At 73.2% G+C, this 26,247-nt stretch carries 27 protein-coding genes; 22 read left to right on the plus strand and 5 right to left on the minus strand.

Annotated elements, in window-relative coordinates:
• Window positions 1-135 precede the first annotated feature (135 nt).
• On the minus strand, window positions 136-513 hold the full coding sequence (locus AB0E96_RS17400; protein ID WP_359824182.1) for a DUF1844 domain-containing protein: 378 nt from the start codon (window positions 511-513) through the stop codon (window positions 136-138).
• Window positions 514-977: 464 nt separating this feature from the next.
• Between AB0E96_RS17400 and infC the strand changes: the two genes are divergently transcribed.
• The 11 genes from infC to AB0E96_RS17455 all read left to right on the plus strand — a co-directional run bounded on the left by infC (window position 978) and on the right by AB0E96_RS17455 (window position 11,946).
• Complete coding sequence (gene infC / locus AB0E96_RS17405) at window positions 978-1,727, plus strand: translation initiation factor IF-3 (protein WP_359824237.1); 750 nt, start codon at window positions 978-980, stop codon at window positions 1,725-1,727.
• 143 nt (window positions 1,728-1,870) lie between these two features.
• Window positions 1,871-2,065: a 50S ribosomal protein L35 gene (gene rpmI, locus AB0E96_RS17410; RefSeq protein ID WP_030055648.1), complete on the plus strand. Its 195-nt coding sequence runs from the start codon at window positions 1,871-1,873 to the stop codon at window positions 2,063-2,065.
• 109 nt (window positions 2,066-2,174) lie between these two features.
• Window positions 2,175-2,570 (plus strand): 50S ribosomal protein L20, encoded by a 396-nt coding sequence (gene rplT, locus AB0E96_RS17415; protein WP_030055649.1) that lies wholly within the window; start codon window positions 2,175-2,177, stop codon window positions 2,568-2,570.
• A 98-nt stretch (window positions 2,571-2,668) separates the two neighbouring features.
• A complete protein-coding gene (locus AB0E96_RS17420; protein ID WP_359824185.1) occupies window positions 2,669-3,535 on the plus strand; it encodes an RNA methyltransferase in 867 nt (288 codons plus the stop codon).
• Between the two features lie 117 nt (window positions 3,536-3,652).
• Window positions 3,653-4,756, plus strand: coding sequence for an ATP-binding protein (locus AB0E96_RS17425; protein ID WP_359824188.1), 1,104 nt, complete (start codon window positions 3,653-3,655; stop codon window positions 4,754-4,756).
• Between the two features lie 127 nt (window positions 4,757-4,883).
• Entirely contained in the window at window positions 4,884-6,005 is a 1,122-nt protein-coding gene (gene pheS, locus AB0E96_RS17430; protein ID WP_359824190.1) for a phenylalanine--tRNA ligase subunit alpha, read from the plus strand.
• Window positions 6,005-8,506, plus strand: a complete 2,502-nt coding sequence (gene pheT, locus AB0E96_RS17435; protein ID WP_359824193.1) for a phenylalanine--tRNA ligase subunit beta — start codon at window positions 6,005-6,007, stop codon at window positions 8,504-8,506. The genes pheS and pheT overlap by 1 nt, the downstream gene beginning before the upstream one ends.
• 120 nt (window positions 8,507-8,626) lie before the next feature.
• On the plus strand, window positions 8,627-9,064 hold the full coding sequence (locus AB0E96_RS17440) for a GntR family transcriptional regulator (protein WP_359824195.1): 438 nt from the start codon (window positions 8,627-8,629) through the stop codon (window positions 9,062-9,064).
• Window positions 9,064-9,990 carry an ABC transporter ATP-binding protein gene (locus AB0E96_RS17445; RefSeq protein WP_359824197.1) on the plus strand — a complete coding sequence of 309 codons (927 nt, stop codon included), beginning with the start codon at window positions 9,064-9,066 and terminating at the stop codon, window positions 9,988-9,990. The genes AB0E96_RS17440 and AB0E96_RS17445 overlap by 1 nt, the downstream gene beginning before the upstream one ends.
• Entirely contained in the window at window positions 9,987-10,949 is a 963-nt protein-coding gene (locus tag AB0E96_RS17450; protein ID WP_359824200.1) for a hypothetical protein, read from the plus strand. Before AB0E96_RS17445 ends, AB0E96_RS17450 begins: the two co-directional genes overlap by 4 nt.
• A gap of 154 nt (window positions 10,950-11,103) precedes the next feature.
• Window positions 11,104-11,946 (plus strand): chitosanase, encoded by an 843-nt coding sequence (locus tag AB0E96_RS17455; RefSeq protein WP_359824201.1) that lies wholly within the window; start codon window positions 11,104-11,106, stop codon window positions 11,944-11,946.
• A 129-nt stretch (window positions 11,947-12,075) separates the two neighbouring features.
• Here the strand turns inward: AB0E96_RS17455 and AB0E96_RS17460 are convergent, their stop codons facing one another.
• Window positions 12,076-12,945: a 3-hydroxybutyryl-CoA dehydrogenase gene (locus tag AB0E96_RS17460; RefSeq protein WP_359824203.1), complete on the minus strand. Its 870-nt coding sequence runs from the start codon at window positions 12,943-12,945 to the stop codon at window positions 12,076-12,078.
• Window positions 12,946-13,249: 304 nt separating this feature from the next.
• Here AB0E96_RS17460 and AB0E96_RS17465 point away from each other — a divergent pair, with 304 nt between their 5' ends.
• The gene (locus AB0E96_RS17465; RefSeq protein WP_359824205.1) at window positions 13,250-14,068 is read left to right on the plus strand and encodes an SDR family oxidoreductase; all 819 of its coding nucleotides are present in this window, start codon (window positions 13,250-13,252) and stop codon (window positions 14,066-14,068) included.
• Window positions 14,069-14,090: 22 nt separating this feature from the next.
• Here the strand turns inward: AB0E96_RS17465 and AB0E96_RS17470 are convergent, their stop codons facing one another.
• Window positions 14,091-14,996, minus strand: coding sequence for a polysaccharide deacetylase family protein (locus AB0E96_RS17470; RefSeq protein ID WP_359824208.1), 906 nt, complete (start codon window positions 14,994-14,996; stop codon window positions 14,091-14,093).
• A gap of 209 nt (window positions 14,997-15,205) precedes the next feature.
• Here AB0E96_RS17470 and AB0E96_RS17475 point away from each other — a divergent pair, with 209 nt between their 5' ends.
• The 3 genes from AB0E96_RS17475 to AB0E96_RS17485 all read left to right on the plus strand — a co-directional run bounded on the left by AB0E96_RS17475 (window position 15,206) and on the right by AB0E96_RS17485 (window position 17,323).
• Window positions 15,206-16,090 (plus strand): SAM-dependent methyltransferase, encoded by an 885-nt coding sequence (locus tag AB0E96_RS17475; RefSeq protein WP_359824210.1) that lies wholly within the window; start codon window positions 15,206-15,208, stop codon window positions 16,088-16,090.
• 127 nt (window positions 16,091-16,217) lie between these two features.
• A complete protein-coding gene (locus AB0E96_RS17480) occupies window positions 16,218-16,772 on the plus strand; it encodes an HD domain-containing protein (protein ID WP_359824213.1) in 555 nt (184 codons plus the stop codon).
• A 44-nt stretch (window positions 16,773-16,816) separates the two neighbouring features.
• Entirely contained in the window at window positions 16,817-17,323 is a 507-nt protein-coding gene (locus tag AB0E96_RS17485; RefSeq protein ID WP_359824216.1) for an FBP domain-containing protein, read from the plus strand.
• Between the two features lie 14 nt (window positions 17,324-17,337).
• On the opposite strand, the gene AB0E96_RS17490 is transcribed toward AB0E96_RS17485, so the two are convergent.
• Both AB0E96_RS17490 and AB0E96_RS17495 read right to left on the minus strand, forming a co-directional pair.
• Entirely contained in the window at window positions 17,338-17,712 is a 375-nt protein-coding gene (locus tag AB0E96_RS17490) for a S4 domain-containing protein (RefSeq protein WP_359824219.1), read from the minus strand.
• Window positions 17,713-17,750: 38 nt separating this feature from the next.
• Window positions 17,751-18,155, minus strand: a complete 405-nt coding sequence (locus AB0E96_RS17495; RefSeq protein ID WP_359824222.1) for a VOC family protein — start codon at window positions 18,153-18,155, stop codon at window positions 17,751-17,753.
• A gap of 81 nt (window positions 18,156-18,236) precedes the next feature.
• Between AB0E96_RS17495 and AB0E96_RS17500 the strand changes: the two genes are divergently transcribed.
• The 7 genes from AB0E96_RS17500 (at window position 18,237) to argH (ending at window position 26,203) form a co-directional block, all read left to right on the plus strand.
• The gene (locus AB0E96_RS17500) at window positions 18,237-19,448 is read left to right on the plus strand and encodes a methyltransferase (RefSeq protein ID WP_359824224.1); all 1,212 of its coding nucleotides are present in this window, start codon (window positions 18,237-18,239) and stop codon (window positions 19,446-19,448) included.
• Window positions 19,449-19,542: 94 nt separating this feature from the next.
• Window positions 19,543-20,571: an N-acetyl-gamma-glutamyl-phosphate reductase gene (gene argC / locus AB0E96_RS17505; protein ID WP_359824227.1), complete on the plus strand. Its 1,029-nt coding sequence runs from the start codon at window positions 19,543-19,545 to the stop codon at window positions 20,569-20,571.
• Window positions 20,568-21,740, plus strand: coding sequence for a bifunctional glutamate N-acetyltransferase/amino-acid acetyltransferase ArgJ (argJ, locus tag AB0E96_RS17510; RefSeq protein WP_359824229.1), 1,173 nt, complete (start codon window positions 20,568-20,570; stop codon window positions 21,738-21,740). Before argC ends, argJ begins: the two co-directional genes overlap by 4 nt.
• A gap of 199 nt (window positions 21,741-21,939) precedes the next feature.
• The gene (gene argB, locus AB0E96_RS17515) at window positions 21,940-22,815 is read left to right on the plus strand and encodes an acetylglutamate kinase (protein WP_359824239.1); all 876 of its coding nucleotides are present in this window, start codon (window positions 21,940-21,942) and stop codon (window positions 22,813-22,815) included.
• Window positions 22,816-22,820: 5 nt separating this feature from the next.
• The gene (locus AB0E96_RS17520; protein WP_359824231.1) at window positions 22,821-24,080 is read left to right on the plus strand and encodes an acetylornithine transaminase; all 1,260 of its coding nucleotides are present in this window, start codon (window positions 22,821-22,823) and stop codon (window positions 24,078-24,080) included.
• Window positions 24,081-24,103: 23 nt separating this feature from the next.
• On the plus strand, window positions 24,104-24,652 hold the full coding sequence (locus tag AB0E96_RS17525; protein ID WP_359824233.1) for an arginine repressor: 549 nt from the start codon (window positions 24,104-24,106) through the stop codon (window positions 24,650-24,652).
• Between the two features lie 126 nt (window positions 24,653-24,778).
• Window positions 24,779-26,203: an argininosuccinate lyase gene (gene argH / locus AB0E96_RS17530; protein WP_359824235.1), complete on the plus strand. Its 1,425-nt coding sequence runs from the start codon at window positions 24,779-24,781 to the stop codon at window positions 26,201-26,203.
• The last annotated feature ends 44 nt before the right edge of the window (window positions 26,204-26,247 follow it).

A 26,247-nucleotide genomic window follows, 5' to 3' on the forward strand; every position in this document is an offset into this window, starting at 1 on the left:
GGGGGCGCGGGGGCGGGGGGCGGGGCGGGGGCACCCGCCCCCGGGGCGTTCCCCGTGACCGGGGGGCCCCCGCCCCCCGGGGGCGGGGCCCCGCCGCTTTCGACCCCGCCGCCTCACGTGAGGCGGCGGTACGTGTCAGGAGTAGACCGGCCCGGTGAACTTCTCGCCCGGCCCGGCGCCCGGAGCGTCCGGAACGACGGAGGCCTCGCGGAACGCGAGCTGGAGCGAGCGCAGCCCGTCCCGCAGCGGCGCGGCGTGGAAGTTGCTGATCTCGGGGGCGCCGGCGGTGACCAGCCCGGCCAGGGCGGTGATCAGCTTGCGGGCCTCGTCCAGGTCCTTGTCCTTCTCGCCGCCCTCGGCGAGGCCGCACTTGACGGCGGCGGCGCTCATCAGGTGCACCGCGACGGTGGTGATCACCTCGACGGCCGGGACCTCGGCGATGTCGCGGGTGAGGTCGTCGAAGCCGATCGCGTCGTCGTCCGCGCCGGGGTTCTGGGTGGGCTCGCTGCTCAAGGTGGCTCGTTCCTTCGTGCCGTGTGGGTACAGGTGGAGCGTACAAGGGCCCCGGAGAACGCGGACGGGGCAGTGGGCCGGGGCGGAATGGCGTTCGACCCCCCGACGCTGTAAGCTTCGAGACTGACCGGCCGGGATCCCGCATGGGCGCTCGGCCAGCAAGTGGAGGCTCCACTGAGGAGGCCCGAGAGGGCAACCGCGAAAGTCTCCCACCCGAGCGGCCTCGCGGTCGACGGGTCCCGGTCCGCGACGGGCGCCCCTGGCGTCGAGTCGCCGCAGCGCCCCTCACCGGGCGCAGCCCCCGGTTGTGTGGAGCCCCGCTTGTACCGAGCGGGGCTTTTTTCGTGTGGCGGTGTACGTACCGGACAGCGCAGCACGAATGAAGCCCCGCCCAGTGGTCGAGTCCACTACGTGCGACCGCCGTCCGACGGCCGCATCGCAGAAGGTGCAACCGAGGAGGCCCCATCAGCACCGAGCCCCGCATCAACGACCGGATTCGCGTCCCCGAGGTGCGACTCGTCGGTCCCAGCGGCGAGCAGGTCGGCATCGTGCCGCTTGCCAAGGCGCTGGAGCTCGCGCAGGAGTACGACCTCGACCTGGTCGAGGTCGCGGCGACCGCCCGGCCGCCGGTGTGCAAGCTCATGGACTACGGCAAGTTCAAGTACGAGTCGGCCATGAAGGCCCGTGAGGCGCGCAAGAACCAGGCGCACACGGTCATCAAGGAGATGAAGCTCCGGCCGAAGATCGACCCGCACGACTATGACACCAAGAAGGGTCACGTCGTCCGGTTCCTCAAGCAGGGCGACAAGGTCAAGATCACGATCATGTTCCGCGGTCGTGAGCAGTCCCGCCCCGAGCTGGGCTTCCGTCTGCTTCAGCGGCTCGCCGACGACGTCCAGGACCTGGGCTTCGTCGAGTCCTCGCCCAAGCAGGACGGCCGAAACATGATCATGGTCCTTGGCCCGCACAAGAAGAAGACCGAGGCGATGGCCGAGGCCCGCGCCCTCGCGGACGCCCGCAAGGCCGAGCGTCAGGGCCGCACCGCCGGCTCCGACGCCCCTGCGGACGCCGAGGTCGACGACGTCGATGTCGAGGACATCGAGGCCGAGGCCATCGAGGACGCCGTGACCGAGGCGCAGGACGCCCCGGCCGAGGCGCCGGCCGTCGAGGCCGACGCTCCGGTCGAGCAGCCGGCCGCCTCCCAGGGCGCCTGAGCCTTCACCGGCCAGGAGGGCCCGGGAGACCGGCCCACAGGGTGACGGGGCGTCCCGCCCGGTCACCGCAGATCCATCCAGTTCGCGCCCGCGTGGCAGCCGCCGCGCGGGCGTGGACGGGACCGACGAGGAGATACGGCGAAATGCCGAAGCAGAAGACGCACAGTGGCGCCAGCAAGCGCTTCAAGATCAGTGGCTCTGGCAAGGTGCTGCGCGAGCGCGCCGGCCGCCGCCACCTCCTGGAGCACAAGCCCTCGACGCTGACCCGCAAGCTGGCCGGGACGGTCGAGCTGGCCCCCGCTGACGCCAAGAAGATCAAGAAGCTTCTCGGCAAGTGATCGCCCTCCCGCCCGGCGCGAGCCGCGAGCGGGGCAGCTGATCCTTCCCGACCCATTCGAATGACGGACCACGTGAAGTAGTCCGTGGTCCAACCCAAGGAGTAATCAAGTGGCACGCGTCAAGCGGGCAGTCAACGCCCACAAGAAGCGCCGGGTCATCCTGGAGCGCGCCAGCGGCTACCGTGGCCAGCGTTCGCGCCTGTACCGCAAGGCCAAGGAGCAGGTCACCCACTCGCTGGTCTACAACTTCAACGACCGCAAGAAGCGCAAGGGCGACTTCCGTCAGCTGTGGATCCAGCGCATCAACGCTGCGGCCCGTGCCAACGGCATCACCTACAACCGCTTCGTGCAGGGCCTGAAGGCCGCCAGCGTCGAGATCGACCGCAAGATGCTGGCCGACCTGGCCGTCAACGACCCGGGTGCGTTCGCCTCCCTGGTCGAGGTCGCCCAGAAGGCGCTGCCGGCCGACGTGAACGCCCCGAAGGCCGCCGCCGACGCCGCCTGATCTTTCGAGATCGGTTGAGCTCTGACCGGACCCGCAGGCTCGCCTGCGGGTCCGGTCCTGCTTTCCCCCTCCTTCAGCGCCTCCGGAGTAACGAGACCATGCCGAGCACCGACACCCCCCTGCTGACCTCCCTGCGCTCGCCGCGCGTCGTCGCCGCCCGCCGGCTGGCGAAGCGCAACCAGCGCACCAAGGAGCGCCGCTTCCTGGCCGAGGGCCCGCAGGCCGTCCGGGAGGCCGTCGCCTTCGGCAGGCTGCCGGGCACCGGCGAGCACGCCGTGGTCGAGGTGTACGCGACCGTGGAGGCCGCCGAGCGGCACGCCGGCATCGTGGAGGCGGCCCTGGCCGAGGGGCTGCCGGTGCTGACCGCCACCGACGAGGTGATCGCGGAGATCTGCGACACGGTGACCCCGCAGGGCATCGTGGCGCTCTGCCGATTCATCGACACCCCGTTCGCCGAGGTGCTCAAGGCCCGCCCCCAGCTGGTCGCGGTCCTCGCCCACGTGCGCGACCCCGGGAACGCCGGCACCGTGCTGCGCACCGCCGACGCGGCCGGCGCGGACGCCGTGGTGCTCACCGACGCCTCGGTGGACCTCTACAACCCGAAGGCCGTCCGGGCCTCCGTGGGTAGCCTGTTCCACCTGCCGGTGGCGGTCGGCGTGCCGGTCGAGGAGGCCGTCGGCCGGCTGCGCGAGGCCGGCGTCCGGGTGCTCGCCGCCGACGGCGCCGGGGAGCGGGACCTGGACCAGGAGCTGGACGAGGGCACCCTGGGGGCGCCCGGCGCATGGGTGTTCGGCAACGAGGCGTGGGGGCTTCCGGAGGAGACCCGCGCGCTCACCGACGAGGTCGTGCGCGTCCCGATCCACGGCCACGCGGAGAGCCTCAACCTGGCCACCGCGGCGGCCGTCTGCCTGTACGCCTCGGCCCGCGCCCAGCGTTCGCCCGGCGGTTGCCGCTCGAACGCCTGACGCACCCGGGGGCGCGTCCGGATCACCCCCTTGCAAGCCCTACTGCACGGGCCTGGGAGGCGCTAGGGTCTGCCTCGGTGGGGGGAACGGCACGGTGGGTAATCGGGGAGGCAACCCATGGTCGGCAGCGGGCCCGAGCTCGACCCGGACGACCTGCCGGACGGCCTGGTGGTCGCCGACGCGCTGGGCCGGGTGGTCTGCTTCAACCGGGCCGCGGCCCGGCTCACCGGCGTGCTCCCGCAGGCCGCGCTCGGCGGCGCGCTGGAGGACGTCCTCCCGCTGGAGGACCTGGACGGCCGCCGCTGGTGGCAGCTGACCGACCCGTACGGCGGCCTGGCCATCCGCACCCGCCAGCCGGAGCGCAACCTGCTGCTGCCCGGAGGGCGCGAGGTACTGGTCTCCGCCCGGTACGTGCGCGGTGCGCGCGGCGGGCCGCTGGAGCGCCTGGTGATCGCCCTGCGCGGCACCGAGGCCCGGCGCCGCACCGAGCGCAGCCACGCCGAGCTGATCGCCACCGTGGCGCACGAGCTGCGCTCCCCGCTGACGAGCGTCAAGGGCTTCACGGCGACGCTGCTGGCCAAGTGGGAGCGGTTCACCGACGGGCAGAAGCGGCTGATGCTGGAGACCGTGGACGCCGACGCCGACCGGGTCACCCGGCTGATCGCCGAACTGCTGGACATCTCCCGGATCGACGCCGGCCGGCTGGAGCTGCGCAAGCAGGTGGTCGACCTGGCCGCGGCGGTGCGCCGGCACGTCGAGCGCAAGGTCGCCACCGGCATCCCCGAGGAACGCTTCGACATCCGGATCGGTGAGCCGCTGACCGTCCTGTGGGCCGACCCGGACAAGGTCGACCAGGTGCTCGCCAACCTGCTGGAAAATGCCGTGCGGCACGGTGAGGGAACTGTCACGATCGAGGTGGCACCGGCCAAGGAGGTCGTCGAGGCACCCCTGTGGGAGCGCGACGGCACCCCGCCCCGCGTCGTGGAAGGCACCGCGGTCACCGTGAGCGACGAAGGCGGCGGCATCCCCGAGGACTCGATGCCGCGCGTCTTCACCCGCTTCTGGCGGGGTTCCAAGCGCGGCGGCACCGGCCTCGGCCTCTACATCGTCAAGGGCATCGTGGAGGCCCACGGCGGCTCGATCCGCGTCGACCGCGCGCCCGGCGGCGGCGCCAGGTTCCGCTTCATCCTGCCCGCCGGGGTGCCCGACTTCATGCTGTAGGGGCGCCGCCCGGGCGGGCACCGGGGAAGCGGCGCCGAGCGGCGCGACGTGCTGCGACTACACTCGACCTTCGGCGTTGGCCCACAGACCTTGAGCACGGACGAGCAGGAGCACGGGAAAGATAGAGATGTCGGCACCCAACAAGTCGTACGACCCGGTCGAGGTCGAGGCCCTGAAGCCCGAGGTGGTGGAGCAGGCGCGGGACGAGGCGATCGCCGCGTTCGCCGCCGCCGGTTCCCTGGACGAGCTGAAGCAGGCCAAGGTCGCCCACACCGGCGACCGCTCCGCGCTCTCGCTCGCCAATCGCGAGATCGGGGCGCTGCCCCCGCACGCCAAGGCGGCCGCCGGAAAGCTGATCGGCCAGGCCCGCGGGGCCGTCAACCAGGCCCTCGCCAAGCGGCAGGCCGAGCTGGAGGCGGAGCGCGACGCCCGCGTGCTGGTCGAGGAGGCGGTGGACGTCACGCTGCCGTACGGCCGAGCCCCGCGCGGCGCCCGGCACCCGCTGACCACCATGGCCGAGCGCATCGAGGACACCTTCGTCGCGATGGGCTACCAGGTCGCGGAGGGCCCCGAGGTCGAGGCCGAGTGGCTCAACTTCGACGCCCTCAACCTGGGCCCGGACCACCCGGCCCGCTCGATGCAGGACACCTTCTTCGTCCAGGCCCCGGACGGCTCCGCCGACTCCGGCGTGGTGCTGCGCACCCAGACCTCCCCGGTCCAGGCCCGCACCATGCTCGACCGCGAGCCCCCCATCTACGTGGTCTGCCCCGGCCGGGTCTACCGGACCGACGAGCTGGACGCCACCCACACTCCCGTCTTCCGGCAGGTCGAGGGCCTCGCGGTGGACGAGGGCATCACCTTCGCCGACCTCAAGGGCACCATCGAGGTGCTGGTCGAGAAGCTGATCGGCGGCGGCCTGGAGCTGCGCTGGCGCCCCTCGTACTTCCCGTTCACCGAGCCGAGCGCGGAGATCGACCTCCAGTGCTTCGTGTGCCGCGGTGCGAGCGTCGGCAACCCGGACCGGCCCTGCCGGACCTGCTCCTCCGAGGGCTGGATCGAGCTCGGCGGCTGCGGCGTCGTCAACCCGCGGGTGCTGGTCGCCTGCGGTGTCGACCCGAACCGCTTCAGCGGCTTCGCCTTCGGCCTGGGCCTGGAGCGGATCCTGATGAATCGTCACAACGTCGCCGACATGCGCGACATGGTCGAGGGTGACGTCCGCTTCACCCTTCCGTTCGGGATGGAGATCTGATGCGCGTCCCGCTTTCCTGGCTGCGCGAGTACGTCGACCTGCCGGCCGGCGAGACCGGCCGTGACGTCGCGGAGCGCCTGGTCCGGGCCGGCCTGGAGGTCGAGACCGTCGAGCAGCTCGGCGCGGACCTCAAGGGCCCGCTGGTGGTCGGCGAGGTGCTCTCCATCGAGGAGCTGACCGGCTTCAAGAAGCCGATCCGGCACTGCTTCGTGAACGTCGGCGACGCCAACGGCACCGGTGAGCCGCAGGAGATCGTCTGTGGTGCGACCAACTTCGCCGTCGGCGACAAGGTCGTGGTCGTGCTGCCGGGCGCCGTGCTGCCCGGCCCGTTCCCGATCGCGGCCCGCAAGACCTACGGCCAGACCTCGGCCGGCATGATCTGCTCCGCCCGCGAGCTGGGCATGGGCGACGAGCACAACGGCATCATCGTGCTCCCGCCGGAGTACGAGCCCGGCACCGACGCCATCGAGCTGCTCCAGCTCGTCGACGAGGTGCTCGACATCGCCGTCACCCCGGACCGCGGCTACTGCCTGTCCATGCGCGGCGTGGCCCGCGAGGCCGCCGCCGCGTACGGGCTGCCGCTGGCTGACCCGGCGCTGCTCGACGTGCCGCCGGCGAACTCCTTCGGCTACCTGGTGAAGGTCAACGACCCGGCCGGCTGCGACCGCTTCGTGGCCCGTACGGTCATCGGCCTCGACCCGACCGCGAAGTCCCCGATCTGGCTCCAGCGCCGGCTGCAGAAGTCGGGCATCCGCCCGATCTCGCTGACCGTCGACATCACCAACTACGTGATGCTGGAGGTCGGCCAGCCGCTGCACGCCTACGACAAGCAGCGCGTGAACGGCCCGATCACGGTCCGCCGGGCGGAGCAGGGCGAGGTCCTCACCACCCTCGACGGGGTCGAGCGCGAGCTCTCCGCCGAGGACCTGCTGATCTGCGACAACAGCGGCCCGATCGGCCTGGCCGGCGTGATGGGCGGCGCCTCCACCGAGATCCTCGACCCGGCCGCCGGCCCGGGCACCACCGAGGTGATCATCGAGGCGGCGCACTTCGACGCGGTCGCCATCGCCCGCAGCGCCAAGCGGCACAAGCTGCCCTCCGAGGCGTCCAAGCGCTTCGAGCGCGGCGTCGACCCGGAGGCCACCCGCGCCGCCGCGCAGCGCGCCGTCGACCTGCTGGTCCTGATCGCCGGCGGCACCGCCGAGGCCGGGGTCACCGACATCGCGGCCCCGCGCCCGGTGCGCACCATCACCATCGCCGCCGACCTGCCCGACCGGGTGGCCGGCACCGGGTACGGCCGCGAGACCGTCACCCGGCGCCTGCAGGAGATCGGCTGCTCGGTCTCCGGGGCCGACGTCCTGGAGGTCACCCCGCCGACCTGGCGCCCCGACCTCACCGACCCGTACGACCTCGCCGAGGAGGTCATCCGGCTGGAGGGGTACGACAATGTCCCCGTCCGGCTGCCGAACGTTCCTCCGGGCAAGGGGCTGACCGAGGCCCAGCGGGTGAACCGCCGGATCGGCGTCGCGCTGGCCGGGGCCGGCTACGTCGAGGTCAACAACTACCCGTTCCTCGGCGAGGCCGCCTTCGAGGCGCTCGGCCTGGAGGCGGACGACCGGCGCCGCCGCACGGTGAAGCTGGTCAACCCGCTGAACGACGAGGAGCCGGCGCTGCGCACCACGCTGCTGCCGGGCCTGCTCGGCGCGCTGCGCCGCAACGTCGGCCGGGGCAACACCGACCTGGCGGTCTTCGAGACCGGCACGGTCTTCCTGCCCAAGGACGAGCTGAGCGTCGCCCCGCGCCCGTCGGTCGACCGCCGGCCCAGCGACGAGGAGCTGGCCGCGCTGGACGCCGCGCTGCCGGACCAGCCGCGCCGGATCGCCGTCGCCCTCGCGGGCGAGCGGCTGCCGTCGGGCTGGTGGGGCAAGGGCGCCCAGGCCTCCTGGGCGGACGCCGTCGAGGCGGCCCGCACGGTGGCCCGCGCGGCCGGCATCGAGCTGACCGTCCGCCAGGGCCGGCTGGCGCCGTGGCACCCGGGCCGCTGCGCGGAGCTGCTGGTGGCCGGCACCGACCGGGTGGTCGGCCACGCCGGTGAGCTGCACCCGCGGGTGGTCAAGGCGCTCGGGCTGCCGGCCCGTACCGCCGCGATGGAGATCGACGTCGACCTGCTCACCGCCGACGGCGCCGAGCGGGTCGGCGGCCCGACCGTCTCCGGCTTCCCGGTGGCGACCCAGGACGTCGCGCTGATCGTGGACACCGCCGTCCCGGCCGCCGAGGTCGAGGCCGCGCTGCGCTCCGGCGCGGGCGAACTGCTGGAGGCCATCCGGCTGTTCGACGTCTTCACCGGCGAGCAGGTCGGCGAGGGCAAGAAGTCGCTGGCGTACGCGCTGCGCTTCCGCGCGGTCGACCGCACCCTGACCGCCGACGAGGCCACCGCCGCCCGCGAGGCGGCCGTTGCCGAGGCCGTCGCCCGCACCGGCGCGGTGCTGCGCGGCGCCTGACGCGACAGCGCCCGAGGAGGGCCCCGTCCCGGACCACGAGTCCGGGGCGGGGCCCTCTTCCGTTTCCCGTTCCCCTTTCCGGCTTGACGGCTCGTCAGTCCGTCGTTTATCTCTTTACCTATGGAAGTAGATAAAGATGCCGACCAGCCCTCCCCGATCGAGTTCCGCCTGGACCCGGCCTCCGGTGTCCCGACCTACCTGCAGCTCGTGCAGCAGGTCGAACAGGCGCTGCGGATGGGCTGGTTGACCGAGGGGGACCGGCTGCCCCGGGTGCGCGAGGTGGTGGCCGGCCTGGCGATCAACCCGAACACGGTGCTCAAGGCGTACCGCGAGCTGGAACACCGCGGCCTCGCCGCCGGCCGCCGGGGCCAGGGCACTTTCGTGCGGGGCCTGCCCCCCGGGGTGGTGCCGCTGCGCGAACGGGCCGCGCTGCGCCGGGGGCTGCTGGACTGGATGCGCTCGGCGCGGACCGCCGGGCTGGACGAGGAGGGGATGGCCGCGGTGTTCGAGGACGCGCTGCGCGACCTGCGTGAAGGCCGGGAAGGGGTGGTGGCCTGATGGCCGCGGACACGGTGATCGACTGCGCCGGGCTCGGCAAGCGCTACCGCCGCTCCTGGGCCCTGAGGGACTGCCGGCTCGCCCTGCCCGCCGGCCACGTGGTGGCCCTGGTCGGCCCGAACGGCGCGGGCAAGACCACGCTGCTCAGCCTGGCCGCCGGGCTGACCCTGCCCAGCGAGGGCGCGCTGACCGTCCTGGGCGACCAACTGCCCGGCTCCCCGCGGGCCTTGGACCGGATCGGCTTCGTCGCCCAGAACGCCGCGCTCTACCCCGGCCTGCCGGTGCGCGACCTGCTGGCGATGGGCCGCCACCTCAACCGCCGCTGGGACGAGGCCCGGGCCCGCACCCACCTGGACGGCCTCGGCATCCCGCTGGACCGCAGGTACGGTCGGCTCTCCGGCGGCCAGCAGGCCCAGGTGTCGCTGGCTCTCGCGCTCGCCAAGCGCCCCGAACTCCTGCTGCTGGACGAGCCGTTGGCCGCCCTCGACCCGCTCGCGCGGCACGACTTCATGGCCGTGCTGCTGACCGCGGTGGTCGAGGACGGGCTCTCGGCGGTGTTCTCCTCGCACGCCGTCAGCGAGCTGGAGCAGAGCTGCGACTACCTGGTGGTGCTCGGCGGCGGGCGGGTCCAGATGGCGGGGGAGGTGGACGACCTGCTGGCCGGGCACCGGATGCTCACCGGCCCGACCGCCGAGGCCGAGGGGCTCGCCGGTCGGCTGCCGGTGGTCCGCGACCGCCGGGCCGGCGCCCAGTCCCACCTCCTGGTGCGCACCGGCGGCGTGGACGCCCCGGCCCCCGACAGCTGGCGTCAACAGCGCGTCGGACTGGCCGAGTTGGTGCTCGCCTACCTGCGCGAGCCGACCGCCTCCGCCCTCCCCGGCCCGCGCGGGGCCGTCCGCCCGAACGAGAAGGTGCTGCTGCCGTGAGCTCCACGACCCTCGCGCCGCCCCGCTCCGCCGTGCTGCGGGCTGCCGGGCTGCGCCACCGGCCGGCGCTGCTGACCCTGCTGGTGGTGACGGCCGCGCTCGCGCTCGCGCTGCTGGTCCACGGCTGGTACGTGCACGACGGCCTGGACCGGACCGGTGCCGCCGTCTGCGACCGGGGCGCCGACGCCTGTCACGAGCGGCTCAAGCAGTTCCTGCACGGCTACGGCACCTCGATGCAGCCCGTCGTCATGGTGCTCCAGGTGCTCGGCGGCAGCTTCGGCGCCTTCGTCGGCGGCCCTCTGCTGGCACGGGAGTTCGAGCAGGGGACGGTCCGCTTCGTGTGGACCCAGGGGGCCGGTCGCGCGCGCTGGACGGCCGGCTCGCTGGTGCTGACCGGCGGGGTGCTGGTGGTCGTCGCCCTGCTGGTCGGCCTGCTGCTGCGCTGGTGGAGCGCCCCGCTGCTGCTCCTGGACGGCCGGTTCAGCCCGAGCATCTTCGAGCAGACCTGGCCGGCGCTGGTCGGCCGGGTCCTGCTGACCTTCGGCGCGGCCGCGCTGGCCGGCGCGGTGCTGCGCCGCACGGTGGCCGCGGTGGGCGTCGGGTTGGCCGTCTCGGTGGCGCTGCCGGTGGTCGCCGAGTCCCTCCGGTTCCACTACCGGCAGCCGCTGGAGGCGGCGGCGCACTCGATGCGGGCGATGGCGGTCGACGACCGCTGGATCGGCGAGGTCTGGTTCTCGGACCCGGCCGGGAACCGGATCACCACGGGCTCGTTCTACGGGCTCGGCGACTACGGCCGGCTCCAGTCCCTGCTTCGGGACGGCGGCTACACCGCCCACGAGATGTACCAGCCGGCGGACCGCTTCTGGCAGTTCCAGTTCATCGAGCTCGGCTGGATGGCGGCGCTGGGCGTCGCGGCCTGCGCGGCGGCGGTCTGGTGGGTGCGGCGCCGGGCGTTCTGACCGGGCGTCCGGAGCTGTCCCGTGCGCCGCCGCGACCTGCGGTTTCCAGGATGGCTTGAAGCGGTTGTGTCAAAACCCTTGCGGGAGCGCGGGTTCGGGGCTTTCCTTCTTCTTGTTAGGAAAGTTTCCTAACCCACGAGGAATCGGAGCTCCCATGCGCCCTCAGCCCCGTCGTGCCCTCCGCATCGCCCTCGCCGCCGCCCTGGTGGCCGCGCCCCTCACGGTTGCGGCCACCGCGGCGGCCCAGGCGGCCCCGGCGCGGGCCGCCGCCGTCCAGCTCAAGGGGGTCGGGCTGGACGACCCGCACAAGAAGGACATCGCGATGCAGCTGGTGTCCAGCGCGGAGAACTCGTCGCTGGACTGGAAGGCCCAGTACAAGTACATCGAGGACATCAAGGACGGCCGCGGCTACACCGCCGGGATCATCGGCTTCTGTTCCGGCACCGGCGACATGCTGGAGCTGGTCCAGCACTACACCGACCTCAAGCCCGGCAACGTCCTGGCCAAGTACCTGCCGGCCCTGAAGAAGGTCAACGGCAGCGACTCGCACGCGGGCCTCGGCTCCGCGTTCGAGAAGGACTGGGCCACCGCGGCCAAGGACGGCGTCTTCCAGCAGGCCCAGAACGACGAGCGCGACCGGGTGTACTTCAACCCGGCCGTCAACCAGGCCAAGAGCGACGGCCTGCGCGCGCTCGGCCAGTTCGCCTACTACGACGCCATCGTCATGCACGGCCCGGGCACCAGCTCCGACAGCTTCGGCGGCATCCGCGCCGCCGCCCTGAAGAAGGCCAAGACCCCCGCCCAGGGCGGCGACGAGGCCACCTACCTCAAGGCCTTCCTGGACGCCCGCAAGGTGGTCATGAAGAAGGAGGAGGCGCACTCGGACACCAGCCGGGTCGACACCGAGCAGCTGGTCTTCCTGAACGCCAAGAACTTCGACCTCAACCCGCCGCTGAAGTGGAAGGTCTACGGCGACAGCTACACGATCAACAGCTGACGCACCGGCGGACGGCGGGGGCCCGGCGGCCGGATCACAGCCGCCGGGCCCCCGCGTCCGGCGTCGCGGTCCGGGGCGCCGCCGTCCGGCGTCACGTTCGGACGCCGCCGTTCGGACGCCCCGGCCGGGTCAGGCGCTCGCGGTGTAGTCGTAGAAGCCGCGGCCCGACTTGCGGCCCAGCAGGCCCGCGTCGACCATCCGGGAGAGCAGTGGGGGAGCGGCGTACAGCGGCTCCTTGTACTCGTCGTACATCGACTCGGCGATCGAGACGATGGTGTCCAGGCCGATCAGGTCGCACAGCCGCAGCGGGCCCATCGGGTGGGCGCAGCCGGCCTCCATGCCCTTGTCGATGTCGGAGGCGGTGGCCACACCCGACTCGAACATCCGCACCGCGGACAGCAGGTACGGCACCAGCAGCGCGTTGACCACGAAGCCGGCCCGGTCGCGGGCGCGGATCGGCTCCTTGGCGAGCACCTGGGAGGCGAAGGCCTCGACCCGCTCGGTGGTGGTCGCCGAGGTGGTGAGGGTCGGGATGACCTCGACCAGCTTCTGCACCGGCGCCGGGTTGAAGAAGTGCAGGCCGATCACCTGCTCCGGGCGGCTGGTGGCGGCGGCCAGCTTCACGATCGGGATCGAGGAGGTGTTGGACGCGAGGATCGCGTCACGGCGCTCGACCACCCGGTCCAGGGTCTCGAAGATCTTGACCTTGATGTCCTCGCGCTCGGCGACCGCCTCGACCACCAGGTCGCGGTCGGCGAAGTCGGACAGCTCGACGGTGAACGACAGCCGGGCCAGCGCCTCGTCCCGCTGCTCGGGGGTCAGCTTGCCCCGCTTGACCGCCGTGTCCAGGGAGTTGGTCAGCCGGGTGCGGCCGAACTCCAGAGCCTCGCCGCTGGCCTCCGACACCAGGACGTCCAGCCCGGCCCGGGCGAAGACCTCGGCGATGCCCGACCCCATCAGGCCGCAGCCGATCACTCCGACGCGCGCGATGTCACTCACTCAGTTGCCCTTCGACGGTGCTGGGGGTCGCCCAGCTACGGGTGGCCCAGCGAGCTGCTGGACGACGGGCCGGTGTGCCGGAATGGGTGCACCGGTCACCGCCCCGACGACGTTACTACTCCGTACCGGCCAGTAGGTCACCCCCTCCCCGGCAGGGTGCCACCGCCTGGACTCACCCGAACGAGTGAGGCGGCGACCCCGGCTCCGTGTGCCCGGGGCCCTCCGCGCCCGGCGGCCGACAGAATGCCGCAGACGGGGGCCGGGGGTGCAGCGGACCGGACCGGGGGCGTGAAGGGAGCACAGCGTGTCGACGGGATCGCTCGCAGGACAGGTAGCCCTGATCACCGGCGCGGGCCGGGGCATCGGCCGGGAGCTCGCCATCGGCCTGGCCGCCGAGGGGATGTCCGTCGGCCTGGTCGGCCGCACCCACGAGACGCTGACCGACACCCTCAAGGAGTGCGTCAAACGCGGCTCCCGGGGCGTCGCCGTGACCGCCGACGTCACCCGCCCCGGCTCGGTGCGCGAGGCGGTCCGGGTGGTCGAGCGCGACCTCGGGCCGATCGACCTGCTGATCAACAACGCCGGACTGGTCGACCGCGCCGAGGTGCCGCTCTGGGAGACCGACGCCAACCAGTGGTGGCAGGTGATCGAGACCAACCTGCGCGGCCCCTACAACCTGCTGCGCTGCGTGCTGCCCGGCATGGTCGCCCGCCGGCGCGGCCGGGTGGTCAACCTCAACTCCGGCTTCGCGCTGCGCCCGGACGGCAACTACACCGCGTACGCCACCTCCAAGGGCGCGCTGCTCCAGCTCTCCGACAACATGGCGGACTCGCTCGCCCGCAACGGCGTCGTGGTCCTCGACATCAGCCCGGGCGCGGTGGCCACCGACATGACGGCCGGGATGCCTATGTTCCGGGACACCACGGACTGGGGCTCCATCCCGTACATGGTCGCCGTCACCGTGGACGCCGCCCGCGGCCGCTTCGACGGGCTGCACGGGAGGTTCGTCCACGCGGGCCGGGACGACCTGGAGGAGCTGGTCAACCGGGCCGAGGCGATCCGGGCCGCGGACGCCCGTACGCTGCGGCTGCGCCCGTACAAGGACGACGACCCGATGGTCTGACCGGGGGTTCGCGGGCCGGCGCTCAGGCGCAGAGCCGGCTGGCGGTCACCGGCTTGAGCCCGGCCTTGGCCAGACCGTCCAGGATGGCGGGCAGCGCGTCCACCGTGCACTGGTGCCCCATGTGCAGCGCCACCACCGAGCCGCCGCGCACCGAGTTCAGCACCCGGCGCTGCAGCTCGGCGGCCGAGGGGTCGTTGTAGTCGCGCGGGTCGACGTCGAAGGACAGCACGTGCTCGTACCCGACCGCCTTGGCCTGCTCGCGCACCATCGGCGTGGCGTACTGGGCGGCGGAGGGGCGGAACCAGCGGCCGATCGAGCCGGTGAGCCGCTGCAGGCGCTCCGCGCACTGGGCGATCTCGGCGCGTGCCTGGTCCGGGGTCATGGCCGAGATGTTGAGGTGGTTCTGGGTGTGGTTGCCCAGCTCGTGGCCGCCGTCCAGGATCCGCCGGGCCATCTGCGGCTGCTGGTCGAGCCAGCTGCCGACGACCATCACGGTCAGCATGGCGCCGCGCTGCTCGGCGGCCTCCAGCAGGGCCGTGGCCAGCTTCGGGTCGCCGCTGCCGTGGACGGTGAGCGCCACGTTCTTCCCGGTGCGCGGCCCGTACGCGACCTCGGCCGGGGTGCCGGGCGCGAGCGGCGGCAGGACGGGCGGGGCCGGCGGGGTGACGGCGGCCGCCGCGGGGGTCGGCTCCTCGTCCGGCCGGGGTCCCGCCGGGGCGGCGGGCACGGCGGAGGCCGGGCCCTCGCCGCCGCTCCAGGCCGGGTCGGTGGTGTGCAGCGGGTCCACGGTGCCGGGGTGCGCGGCGAGCGCCCCCGGGTCGGCCCGGCGGAGCGTTCCGGTGCCGCAGGCGGTGAGCAGACCGCCGGTGGCGGCGAGGGCGGCGAGTCGGGCGGTGGTGCGCAGCACGGCGCGGCGGTCGACAGTCATCGGCAGCCAGCATAGAGAGGACCGCACCGGCGGGCGATCCGGGCGGAGCGGCCCGGACCGACCTTGACGTGCACACAATCGGTCACCGACTGTTGCGTAAACCTGAACTCCCGCTGTTTCCTCGGCGTGTCCTTGGATACGATCACCGCGCACCGCGTGTAGACGGGCGGTAGCCGAACTTCCGGCAGTGCGCATTGGGGGCGGACAGGATGTACGAGGACAGCACGACGGGCGGCCGGAGCGTCGACACCGACTGGGACTGGGCCAGAGCCGACGACTGGCAGCCGCCGAGCGAGCTGGACACCGGCGTCCCGCACACCGCCCGGATGTACGACTACTACCTCGGTGGCAAGGACAACTTCGAGGCCGACCGCAAGGCCGCCCAGGCCGCGATATCCGCCTACCCCGCGCTGCCGCTGCTGGCGCGCACCAACCGGCAGTTCCTCGGCCGCGCCGTGGAGTTCGTCGCGAGCCGCGGCGTGCGCCAGTTCGTCGACATCGGCACCGGCATCCCGGCCGTCGGCTCCACCAGCGAGGTCGCCCAGCGGGTCGCCCCGGAGGCCCGGGTGGTGTACGTGGACAACGACCCGATCGTCGCCACCCACGCCCGCGCCCTGCTGGCGAGCCACCCCGCCGGGCACACCTCGGTGATCGAGGCCGACCTGCGCGACCCGGCCTCGATCCTCGACCACCCCGGGCTGGCCGGCGCCGTCGACCTCTCCCGGCCGGTCGCGCTGATGCTGGTCGCCGTCCTGCACTTCATCCGCGACGAGGACGGCGCGCAGCGCATCGTCCGGACGCTGCGCGACGCGCTCGCCCCTGGCAGCGCGCTGATCCTCTCCCACGGCAGCCCCGACTTCGCCTCCCGCGAGAGCGCCGCCGAGGGCACCCGCGTCTACCGCAGCGCCAGCGCCCCGCTCGTCCTGCGCCCGCGCGCCGGTGTCGAACCCTTCTTCGGCGACTTCGAGTTCGCCGGGCCCGGGCTCGTCCAGCTCCCGCTCTGGCGCCCGGCCGCGGGCCACGTGCCCACCACCGAACTCCCCGAGGGCTGGCAGGACGTCTCGGCGTACGCCGGCGTCGCCTTCAAGAAGTAGCCCCCGGCCCGCTGTTCCCTCCCGCCGTCCGGTCCGGCCCCGGCGCCTCCCTCCTGCGCCGGGACCGGACCGTCGCAGCCTACGGACCACCACTGACAGGCCCTCAGTGCCTCGGCTACCCTGCGGCGTGACCACCACCGCCCTGCCGCCGCTGCCCGCCGACGTCGCCGCCCTGCTGCACGCCCTGGACGCCCCGCCCCGCCTGGTCGCCCACCTCGCGCTGGTGCACGAGGTGGCCGGGGAGATCGCCGGATTCTGCGCCCGCGAGGGCCTGGCCTTCGACCGCGAGGCCGTCCTGTACGGCGCCGCCACCCACGACATCGGCAAGACCGTCCACCCCGAGGAGCTCTCCGCCCCCGGCTCCCTGCACGAGCCCGCCGGCCACGCCCTGCTGCTCGCCCACGGCGTCCCCGAGCGCCTCGCCGGCTTCGCCCGCTCCCACGCGAGCTGGGGCGGACCCGGCGTCACCGTCGAGTCACTGCTGGTCAGCCTGGCCGACAAGGCGTGGAAGAACAAGCGGGTCCAGGACCTGGAGGACCTGGTGGTCGACCGCCTCGCCGCCGCCGGCGGACGGGAGCGCTGGGAGGCCTTCCTCGCCCTGGACGACCTGCTCACCCGGATCGGCGAGGACGCCCCGCGCCGGCTCGCCCTCCAGGCCGCCCATCCGGTACGGACCGGGTGAAATCCACGCGACACGGCGGGCGGGCCGGTGCTAGCTTCCGCGGCATGGAACCCCTGAGTGAGAACGAGATCCGCGCGTCCTTCGTCAACTGCTCCAAGGGCGAGGCCCGCCGGCTCAACCTGCCCCGGGGTCTGGCCGAACTGCCCTGGGAGCACCTGGACTTCCTCGGCTGGCGGGACCAGGGCGCGCCCGACCGGGCGTACCTGGTGGCCCCGTACGAGGGGGAGCTCGTCGGCGTGACGCTGCGCTCGCCGGTGATCCGGCGCAGCCTGACCAAGACCAACGTGTGCTCGCTGTGCGTCACCGCGCACGCCGGGTCGGGGGTCGCGCTGCTGGCCGCCCGCCGGGCCGGCGCGGCCGGGCGCGAGGGCAACACGGTCGGCACGTACATCTGCGCCGACCTCGCCTGCTCGCTGTACCTGCGCGGGCTGAAGAAGTCCACGCTGGTCACCCGGCCCAACGAGTCGCTGCCGGTGGAGCTGCAGATCGACCGCACGGTGCAGCACCTCGGCGAGTTCCTCGCCAAGGTGCTCGCCACCGCGGACGCGTAACGGGCCGGCGGCTCTCAGTGGCCGCGCAGCTGGTCCAGCTCGCGGCGCTCCCGCTTGGTCGGCCGCCCGGCCCCGCGGTCCCGGGTCCCGGCCGCCGCGACGAACTCGCGCGGCGGCCGCGGCGGGCTGTTGTCGACCAGGCACTCCGCGGCGGCGACGGCGCCGACCCGCTTGCGGATCAGCTGCCGCACCACCACGACCCGTTCGTGGCCCTCCTCGCGGACCCGCACCTCGTCCCCGGGCTTGAGCGCCTGGGCGGGCTTGGCCCGCTCGCCGTTCACCTTGACGTGCCCGGCCCGGCAGGCGGCCGCCGCCAGCGCGCGCGTCTTGACCAGCCGGACCGACCAGATCCAGCTGTCCACCCGCACGCTTCCCTCGTGTTCAGCCATCCTCGGAGCCTACCCAAGGCCGGGGAGGGCGGTCCGCGCTACGCGGCGCGCGGCGCCTCCTGGACCGCCCAGCCGTTCCCGTCCGGGTCGTTGAAGAACACGAAGTTGTTCCACGCCTCGCCGTGCCCGTCCACCCGGCCGCCCGCCACGAAGTGCTGGACCGGGCTGACCTGTACGCCCCGCGCCCGCAGTTCGGCGTGCGCCCTCTCGATGTCGGGCACCACCAGTTGGAGGCCCTTGACCGAGCCGGGCGGGGCGTCGATCACCCCCGTGCCCACGACGATGGAGCAGGGCGAGCCGGGGGGCGTCAGCTGGACGACCCGGGTCCCGTCCCGCAGCAGGGTGTCATGGTCGACGGTGAACCCGGCCTGCTCCTCGTAGAAGAGCTTCGAGCGGTCCACGTCTGACACCGGGACCACCACGACTTCGAGTTTCCACTCCATCGCCCTCACCCCTCTCGGTCGGGCTCTTCCAGTATCCGTCCGTAACCGCCGCCGGGAGCCGTCGGATAGCCTGAGAACACGATGAATCCCCAGACCACGCCCGCCGCGACCCCGCCGGACACCTCCTTCGCCACCCCGTGGGGCACCTTCGAGCTCACCCGCTTCCCCGTGGACCCGCGCGAGCGGCTGCGGGCCTGGGACGCCGCCGACGACTACCTGCTGCGACACCTCGCGGGCGAGGCCGACAGCGCGGCCGGCGCCGCGACGGATCCGGCCGGCCGCACGGTCGTCGTCCTCGGCGACCGCTGGGGCGCGCTCACCACCGCGCTCGCCGAGTACCGGCCGGTCCAGATCAGCGACTCCCACCTCGGCCGGCAGGCCACCCTGGCCAACCTGGCCCGGGCCGGCGCCGCCGTCGACGGGGTCCGGCTTCTCACCACCCAGGACGCCCCGCCGGAGCGGATCGACGTCCTGCTGGTGCGCGTCCCCAAGAGCCTGGCCCTGCTGGAGGACCAGCTGCACCGGCTCGCCCCCGCCGTCCACGAGGGCACCGTGGTGATCGGCACCGGCATGGTCACCGAGATCCACACCTCCACGCTCCGGCTCTTCGAGCGGATCCTCGGCCCCACCCGCACCTCGCTGGCCGTCCGCAAGGCCCGGCTGATCCTCTGCACCCCGGACCGGTCGCTCGACCCCGGCCCCAATCCGTGGCCGCACCGCTACGCGCTGCCCCCGGACGTCGGCCCGGTCTCCGGCCGGACCGTCGTCAACCACGCGGGCACCTTCTGCGCGGACCGGCTCGACATCGGCACCCGCTTCCTGCTCGCCCACCTGCCCGTCCCGGCCCCCGGCGCCCGGGTGGTGGACCTCGGCTGCGGCAACGGCGTGGTCGGTACGGCCGCCGCGCTGGCCGGGCCCGGCGCCGAGCTGGTGTTCGTGGACGAGTCGCACCAGGCGGTGGCCTCCGCCGAGGAGACCTTCCGCGCCAACCTGGGTCCGGACGCCCCGGCCGAGTTCCTGGCCGCCGACGCCCTGGCCGCGGACGTGGTCGCGGCCGGTTCGGTGGACCTGGTGCTCAACAACCCGCCGTTCCACTCCCACCAGGCCACCACCGACGCCACCTCCTGGCGGATGTTCACCGGCGCCAAGCGGGCGCTGCGGCCCGGCGGGGAACTCTGGGTGGTCGGCAACCGCCACCTCGGCTACCACGTCAAGCTGCGCCGTCTCTTCGGCAACTGCCAACTCGTCGCCGGGAACCCCAAGTTCGTGGTGCTGCGGGCCGTCAAGCGCTGACCGGCACGGCTCGTCCGACCGGGGTTCCGGCGCAAACTCCTTGCATGACTTTTCCTTCACGCGTATATTCATGCCAAGACGAAGGAGGAACGCCATGGCATTGCGAGTCGCCGTCGCCGGCGCGAGCGGTTACGCGGGCGGTGAGGTGCTGCGCCTGCTGCTCGGCCACCCGGAGATGGAGATCGGGGCGCTGACCGGCGGCTCGAACGCGGGGACCAGACTGGGCGAGCTCCAGCCGCACCTGCTCCCGCTCGCCGACCGCGTCCTCCAGCCCACCACCCCCGAGGTGCTGGCCGACCACGACGTGGTGTTCCTGGCGCTGCCGCACGGCCAGTCCGCCGCCGTCGCCGAGGAACTCGGCCCGAACGTCCTGGTCATCGACTGCGGCGCCGACTTCCGGCTCAAGGCGGCCACCGACTGGGAGCAGTTCTACGGCTCCGCGCACGCCGGCACCTGGCCCTACGGCCTACCCGAACTCCCCGGCCACCGCGCCGCGCTGAAGGGCAGCAACCGGATCGCCGTACCCGGCTGCTACCCGACGGCCGTCTCCCTGGCGCTGTTCCCCGCGTACGCCGCGCGGCTCGCCGAGCCGGAGGCCGTGGTGGTCGCCGCCTCCGGCACCTCCGGCGCCGGCAAGGCCGCCAAGCCGCACCTGCTGGGCAGCGAGGTGATGGGCAACGTCAGCCCGTACGGCGTCGGCGGCGTCCACCGGCACACTCCGGAGATGGCGCAGAACCTCAGCCCGCTCGCCGGCGAGCCGGTCACCGTCTCCTTCACCCCCACCCTCGTCCCGATGCCGCGCGGCATCCTCGCCACCTGCTCGGCCAAGGCCCGGCCGGGGGTGACGGCCCAGAGCCTGCGCGCCGCCTACACCGAGGCGTTCGCGGACGAGCCCTTCGTCCACCTGCTGCCCGAGGGCCAGTGGCCGCAGACCAGCAGCGTCTACGGCGCCAACACCGCTCTGGTCCAGGTCGCCCTGGACGCCGCCGCCGGGCGGATCATCGCGATCAGCGCGATCGACAACCTGGTCAAGGGCACCGCCGGCGGCGCGGTGCAGAGCATGAACCTCGCCCTCGGACTTCCCGAGGAGCTCGGCCTTCCCGTGAACGGAGTCGCACCGTGAGCAAGAGCACGAACGTCGGAGTGACCGCCGCCAAGGGCTTCCGGGCCGCCGGTGTGACCGCGGGCATCAAGGCCTCCGGCACCCCCGACCTCGCCCTGGTGGTCAACGACGGCCCCGCGCTCGCCGCGGCCGGCGTCTTCACCGCCAACCGGGTCAAGGCCGCGCCGGTGCTCTGGTCCGAGCAGGTCCTCAAGGGCGGCCGGGTCTCCGCCGTCGTCCTCAACTCCGGTGGTGCCAACGCCTGCACCGGCCCGCTCGGCTTCCAGGACACCCACGCCACCGCGGAGAAGGTCGCCGCCGAGCTGGGCCTGAACGCGGGCGAGGTCGCCGTCGCCTCCACCGGCCTGATCGGCGTACGGCTGCCGATGGACATCCTGCTGCCCGGGGTCGCCCTGGCCGCGGGCGAGCTCGGCGAGGACGGCGGCGAGGCCGCCGCGATCGCCATCAAGACCACCGACACCGTGCACAAGACCGCCGAGTACACCAGCCCGGCCGGCTGGACGGTCGGCGGCATGGCCAAGGGCGCGGGCATGCTCGCCCCGAGCCTCGCCACCATGCTGGTCGTCCTCACCACCGACGCCGACCTGGACAGCGCCGCCCTGGACGCCGCGCTGCGCGGCGCCACCCGCACCACCTTCGACCGGATCGACTCCGACGGCTGCATGTCGACCAACGACACCGTGCTGCTGCTCGCCTCCGCCGCCTCCGGCATCGCCCCGGAGCAGGCCGAGTTCGCGGAGGCCGTCCGCACGGTCAGCGCCGACCTGGCCCGCCAGTTGATCGGCGACGCGGAGGGCGCGAGCAAGGAGATCCGGATCGACGTCACCGGCGCGGCCGACGAGGACGAGGCGGTCGAGGTCGCCCGGACGATCAGCCGCAACAACCTGCTCAAGTGCGCCATCCACGGCGAGGACCCCAACTGGGGCCGAGTGCTGGCCGCGATCGGCACCACCTCCGCCGCCTTCGACCCGGACGAGCTGGACGTCGCCATCAACGGTGTCTGGGTCTGCAAGTCCGGCGGCGTGGGCGAGGACCGCGACCTGGTGGACATGAAGGGCCGTGAGGTCGTCATCACCGCGCACCTCAACGCCGGTACGGCGGGCGCCACGCTGTGGACCAACGACCTGACGGCCGACTACGTCCACGAGAACAGCGCCTACTCGACCTGATCGGCGCCGCTTCGTCCGCGGCACCCCGAGCGGCGAAACCCCGATCCGCGACACCCGATCCGCGATGTCGGATCCGCGCCATCCGATCCGCGACACCCCCCCCGGCCTGCGGCCGGGGGACCCCCATCGACGAGGGAATCCCGTGCAGATCGCACCCAAGGGCGAACAGGCCCGCAACAACACCGCGTTGCCCAAGGCCATGACGCTGATCGAGGCGCTGCCGTGGCTGGAGCGCTTCCACGGCAAGACCGTCGTGATCAAGTTCGGCGGCAACGCCATGGTGGACGAGAGCCTCAAGGCCGCCTTCGCCCAGGACGTCGTCTTCCTGCGCTACGCCGGCCTGCACCCCGTCGTGGTGCACGGCGGCGGCCCGCAGATCAGCGCCCAACTGGAGAAGCTGGGCCTGGAGTCGAGCTTCACCAACGGCCTGCGGGTCACCACCCCGGAGATCATGGACGTGGTCCGGATGGTGCTGGCCGGCCAGGTGCAGCGCGAACTGGTCGGCCTGCTCAACGAGCACGGCCCGTTCGCGGTCGGCATGACCGGCGAGGACGCCCACACCATGACGGCGGTCAAGCGCTACGCGGTGGTGGACGGCGAGCAGGTCGACATCGGCCTGGTCGGCGACATCGTCAACATCGAGGCCGGCGCGGTGAAGGCGATGATCGCCGACGGCCGCATCCCGGTGATCTCCTCGATCGCCCGGGGCACCGACGGCCATGTCTACAACATCAACGCCGACACCGCCGCCTCCGCTCTCGCGGCCGCGCTCGGCGCCGAGATGCTCGTCGTCCTCACCGACGTCGAGGGCCTCTACAAGGACTGGCCGAACTCCGACGACGTGATCAGCCAGCTCACCGCGAGCGAGCTGCAGGAGCTGCTGCCCGGCCTGGCCAGCGGCATGCTCCCCAAGATGGAGGGCTGCCTGCGGGCCGTCCGCTCCGGTGTGGGCACCGCCCGCGTCCTGGACGGCCGGGTCCAGCACAGCCTGCTGCTGGAGATCTTCACCGACGAGGGCATCGGCACGATGGTCGTGCCGGACGACGAACCGACCGTGACCGGGGGACTGGCATGACTGGCGTGACTGGCACCACTGGCACCACTGGAACCACTGGCGGAACCGGTACGACCGGCACGACGCACAACGAGCAGCTCGCCGAGCGCTGGCAGCACTCCTTCACCGACAACTACGGCACCCCCCGCATCCCGCTGGTGCGCGGCGAGGGCAGCAAGCTCTGGGACGCCGACGGCAAGGAGTACACCGACCTGCTCGGCGGCATCGCGGTCAACGCCCTGGGCACCGCCCACCCGGCCGTCGTCGAGGCGGTGAGCCGGCAGATCGCCACCCTCGGCCACGTCTCCAACCTCTTCATGGCCGAGCCCACCATCGCCCTCGCCGAGCGGCTGCTGCGGCTGGACGGCCGCCCGGGCGGCCGGGTGTTCTTCTGCAACTCCGGCGCCGAGGCCAACGAGGCCGCCTTCAAGATCAGCCGGCGGACCGGCCGCACCCATCTGGTCGCCCTCCAGGGCGCCTTCCACGGGCGCACCATGGGCGCCCTCGCGCTCACCGGCCAGCCCGCCAAGCAGGACCCGTTCCGCCCGCTGCCCGGCGACGTCACCCACGTCCCGTTCGGCGACGTCGAGGCCCTGCGCGCGGCCGTCACCACCGAGACCGCGGCCGTCTTCCTGGAGCCGGTCCAGGGCGAGAACGGCGCGATCCCGCTGCCCGAGGGCTACCTCACGGCGGCCCGCGAGATCACCCGGGCCACCGGCACCCTGCTGGTCCTGGACGAGATCCAGACCGGCGTCGGCCGCACCGGCCACTGGTTCGCCCACCAGGCGTACGAGGGCGTCGAGCCGGACGTGGTCACCCTGGCCAAGGCGCTCGGCGGGGGCCTGCCGATGGGCGCGGTGCTCGCCTTCGGGCCGGCCGCCGACCTGCTCACCCCGGGCCAGCACGGCACCACCTTCGGCGGCAACCCGGTGGCCGCCGCGGCCGGGCTCGCGGTGCTGGACACCATCGAGTCCGAGGGCCTGCTGGAGCACGTCCGCAAGCTGGGCGAGCGGCTGCGGCACGGCGTCGAGGCGCTCGGCGACCCGCTGGTCTCGCACGTGCGCGGGGAGGGCCTGCTGCTCGGCATCGTGCTCACCGAGCCGGTCTCGGCGAAGGTCCAGGCCGCCGCGCAGGAGGCGGGCTTCCTGGTCAACGCGGCCGTCCCGGACACCGTCCGGCTGGCCCCGCCGCTGGTGCTGACCGAGCAGGAGGCGGACGCCTTCCTGGCGGCGCTGCCGGGCATCCTCCGGACGGTGCGCGAGAGCGCCCCGGCCGATGCGAGTTGACCGTCGTCCGGGAGAATAACCACATGACCGCTTCCCACTCAGGTTCGTCCGCCGCCGGCCCGACGTCGCAGGTCCCGCAGACCCGCACCGCGCGCCACCGGCGGATCGTGGACCTGCTCACCCGCCAGCCCGTGCGCTCGCAGAGCCAGCTCGCCAAGCTGCTCGCCGACGACGGACTCGTGGTCACCCAGGCCACCCTCTCCCGGGACCTGGACGAGCTGGGCGCGGTCAAGATCCGCAACCGGGACGGCGCGCTGATCTACGCCGTCCCGGCCGAGGGCGGCGACCGCACGCCGCGCGCGCCGATGGGGGAGTCGGCCAGCGAGGGCCGGATGGCCCGGCTGGCCGGCGAGCTCATGGTCTCCGCGACGGCCTCCGGCAACCTTGTGGTGCTGCGCACCCCGCCGGGCGCCGCCCAGTTCCTGGCCTCGGCGATCGACCAGGCGGAGGTGTTCGAGATCATCGGCACCATCGCCGGCGACGACACCGTGCTGCTGATCAGCCGGGACCCGGCCGGCGGCCAGGCGCTCGCCGACCACCTCATGCAACTCGCCCAGGCGAAGGCGCAGTAGCGCCTCGCGGGGCTCGATCCCCGGAGAAACCCCGGCCGACGGAGACCGTCCGGCCGGGGTTTGTTTTTCATACGTCGTCGTGCATACTTATGCCATACACTGCACATGCATGAAGGAGCCACCGCGATGACCGCCGAGCAGTCCTCCGACGTCCGCCTCTGGGGCGCGCGCTTCGCCGACGGCCCGTCCGAGGCGCTGGCCAGGCTCTCGGCCTCGGTCCACTTCGACTGGCGCCTCGCGCCGTACGACATCGCCGGCTCCAAGGCCCACGCCCGGGTCCTGCACAAGGCCGGGCTGCTCTCCGACGAGGAACTGGCCGGCATGCTGGCCGGCCTGGACCGGCTGCTCGCCGACGTCGAGGCGGGCACCTTCACCGGGACGGTCGCCGACGAGGACGTGCACACCGCCCTGGAGCGCGGGCTGCTGGAGCGCCTCGGCCCCGACCTCGGCGGCAAGCTGCGGGCCGGGCGCTCGCGCAACGACCAGATCGCCACCCTGTTCCGGATGTACCTGCGGGACCACGCGAAGACCATCGGCGGCCTGCTGCTCGACCTCCAGCAGGCCCTGGTCGGCCTCGCCGAGGCGCACCCGGACACCGCGATGCCCGGCCGCACCCACCTCCAGCACGCCCAGCCGGTGCTCTTCGCCCACCACGTCCTCGCGCACGTGCAGGCCCTCGGCCGGGACGCCGAGCGGCTGCGCCAGTGGGACGCCCGCACCGCCGTCTCGCCGTACGGCTCCGGCGCGCTGGCCGGCTCCTCGCTCGGCCTCGACCCGCAGGCCGTCGCCGCCGACCTCGGCTTCGAGGGCGGCTCGGCCGGCAACTCCATCGACGGCACCGCCTCGCGCGACTTCGTCGCCGAGTTCGCCTTCGTGACCGCGATGATCGGCATCAACCTCTCCCGGATCGCGGAGGAGGTGATCATCTGGAACACCAAGGAGTTCGGCTTCATCACGCTGCACGACGCCTTCTCCACCGGCTCCTCGATCATGCCGCAGAAGAAGAACCCGGACATCGCCGAGCTCGCCCGCGGCAAGTCCGGACGGCTGATCGGCAACCTGACCGGCCTGCTGGCCACCCTCAAGGCCCTGCCGCTCGCCTACAACCGGGACCTCCAGGAGGACAAGGAGCCCGTCTTCGACTCCTGCGACACGCTGGAGGTGCTGCTGCCCGCGTTCACCGGGATGATGGCCACCCTCACCGTGCACCGGGAGCGGCTGGAGGAGCTCGCCCCGGCCGGCTTCTCGCTCGCCACCGATATCGCCGAGTGGCTGGTCAAGCAGGGCGTGCCGTTCCGGGTCGCGCACGAGGTGGCCGGCGCCTGCGTCAAGGTCTGCGAGGTCGAGGGCATCGAGCTGTCCGATCTGACGGACGAGCAGTTCGCCGCGATCTCCGGGCACCTGACGCCCGAGGTGCGCTCGGTGCTCAGCGTCCACGGCGCCATCGCCGCCCGCGACGGGCGCGGCGGAACGGCCCCCTCGGCGGTCGCGGTCCAGCTCGCCGAGGTGAAGGCGGACCTGGCGCGGCAGCAGGAGTGGGCCCGGGGCTGATCCCCGACGGGGCGGTCGGCCGCCGACGTCGGGATCTATCCCCG

This window comes from Kitasatospora sp. NPDC036755, from assembly GCF_040636595.1.
In the GTDB taxonomy this organism is placed as follows: domain Bacteria; phylum Actinomycetota; class Actinomycetes; order Streptomycetales; family Streptomycetaceae; genus Kitasatospora.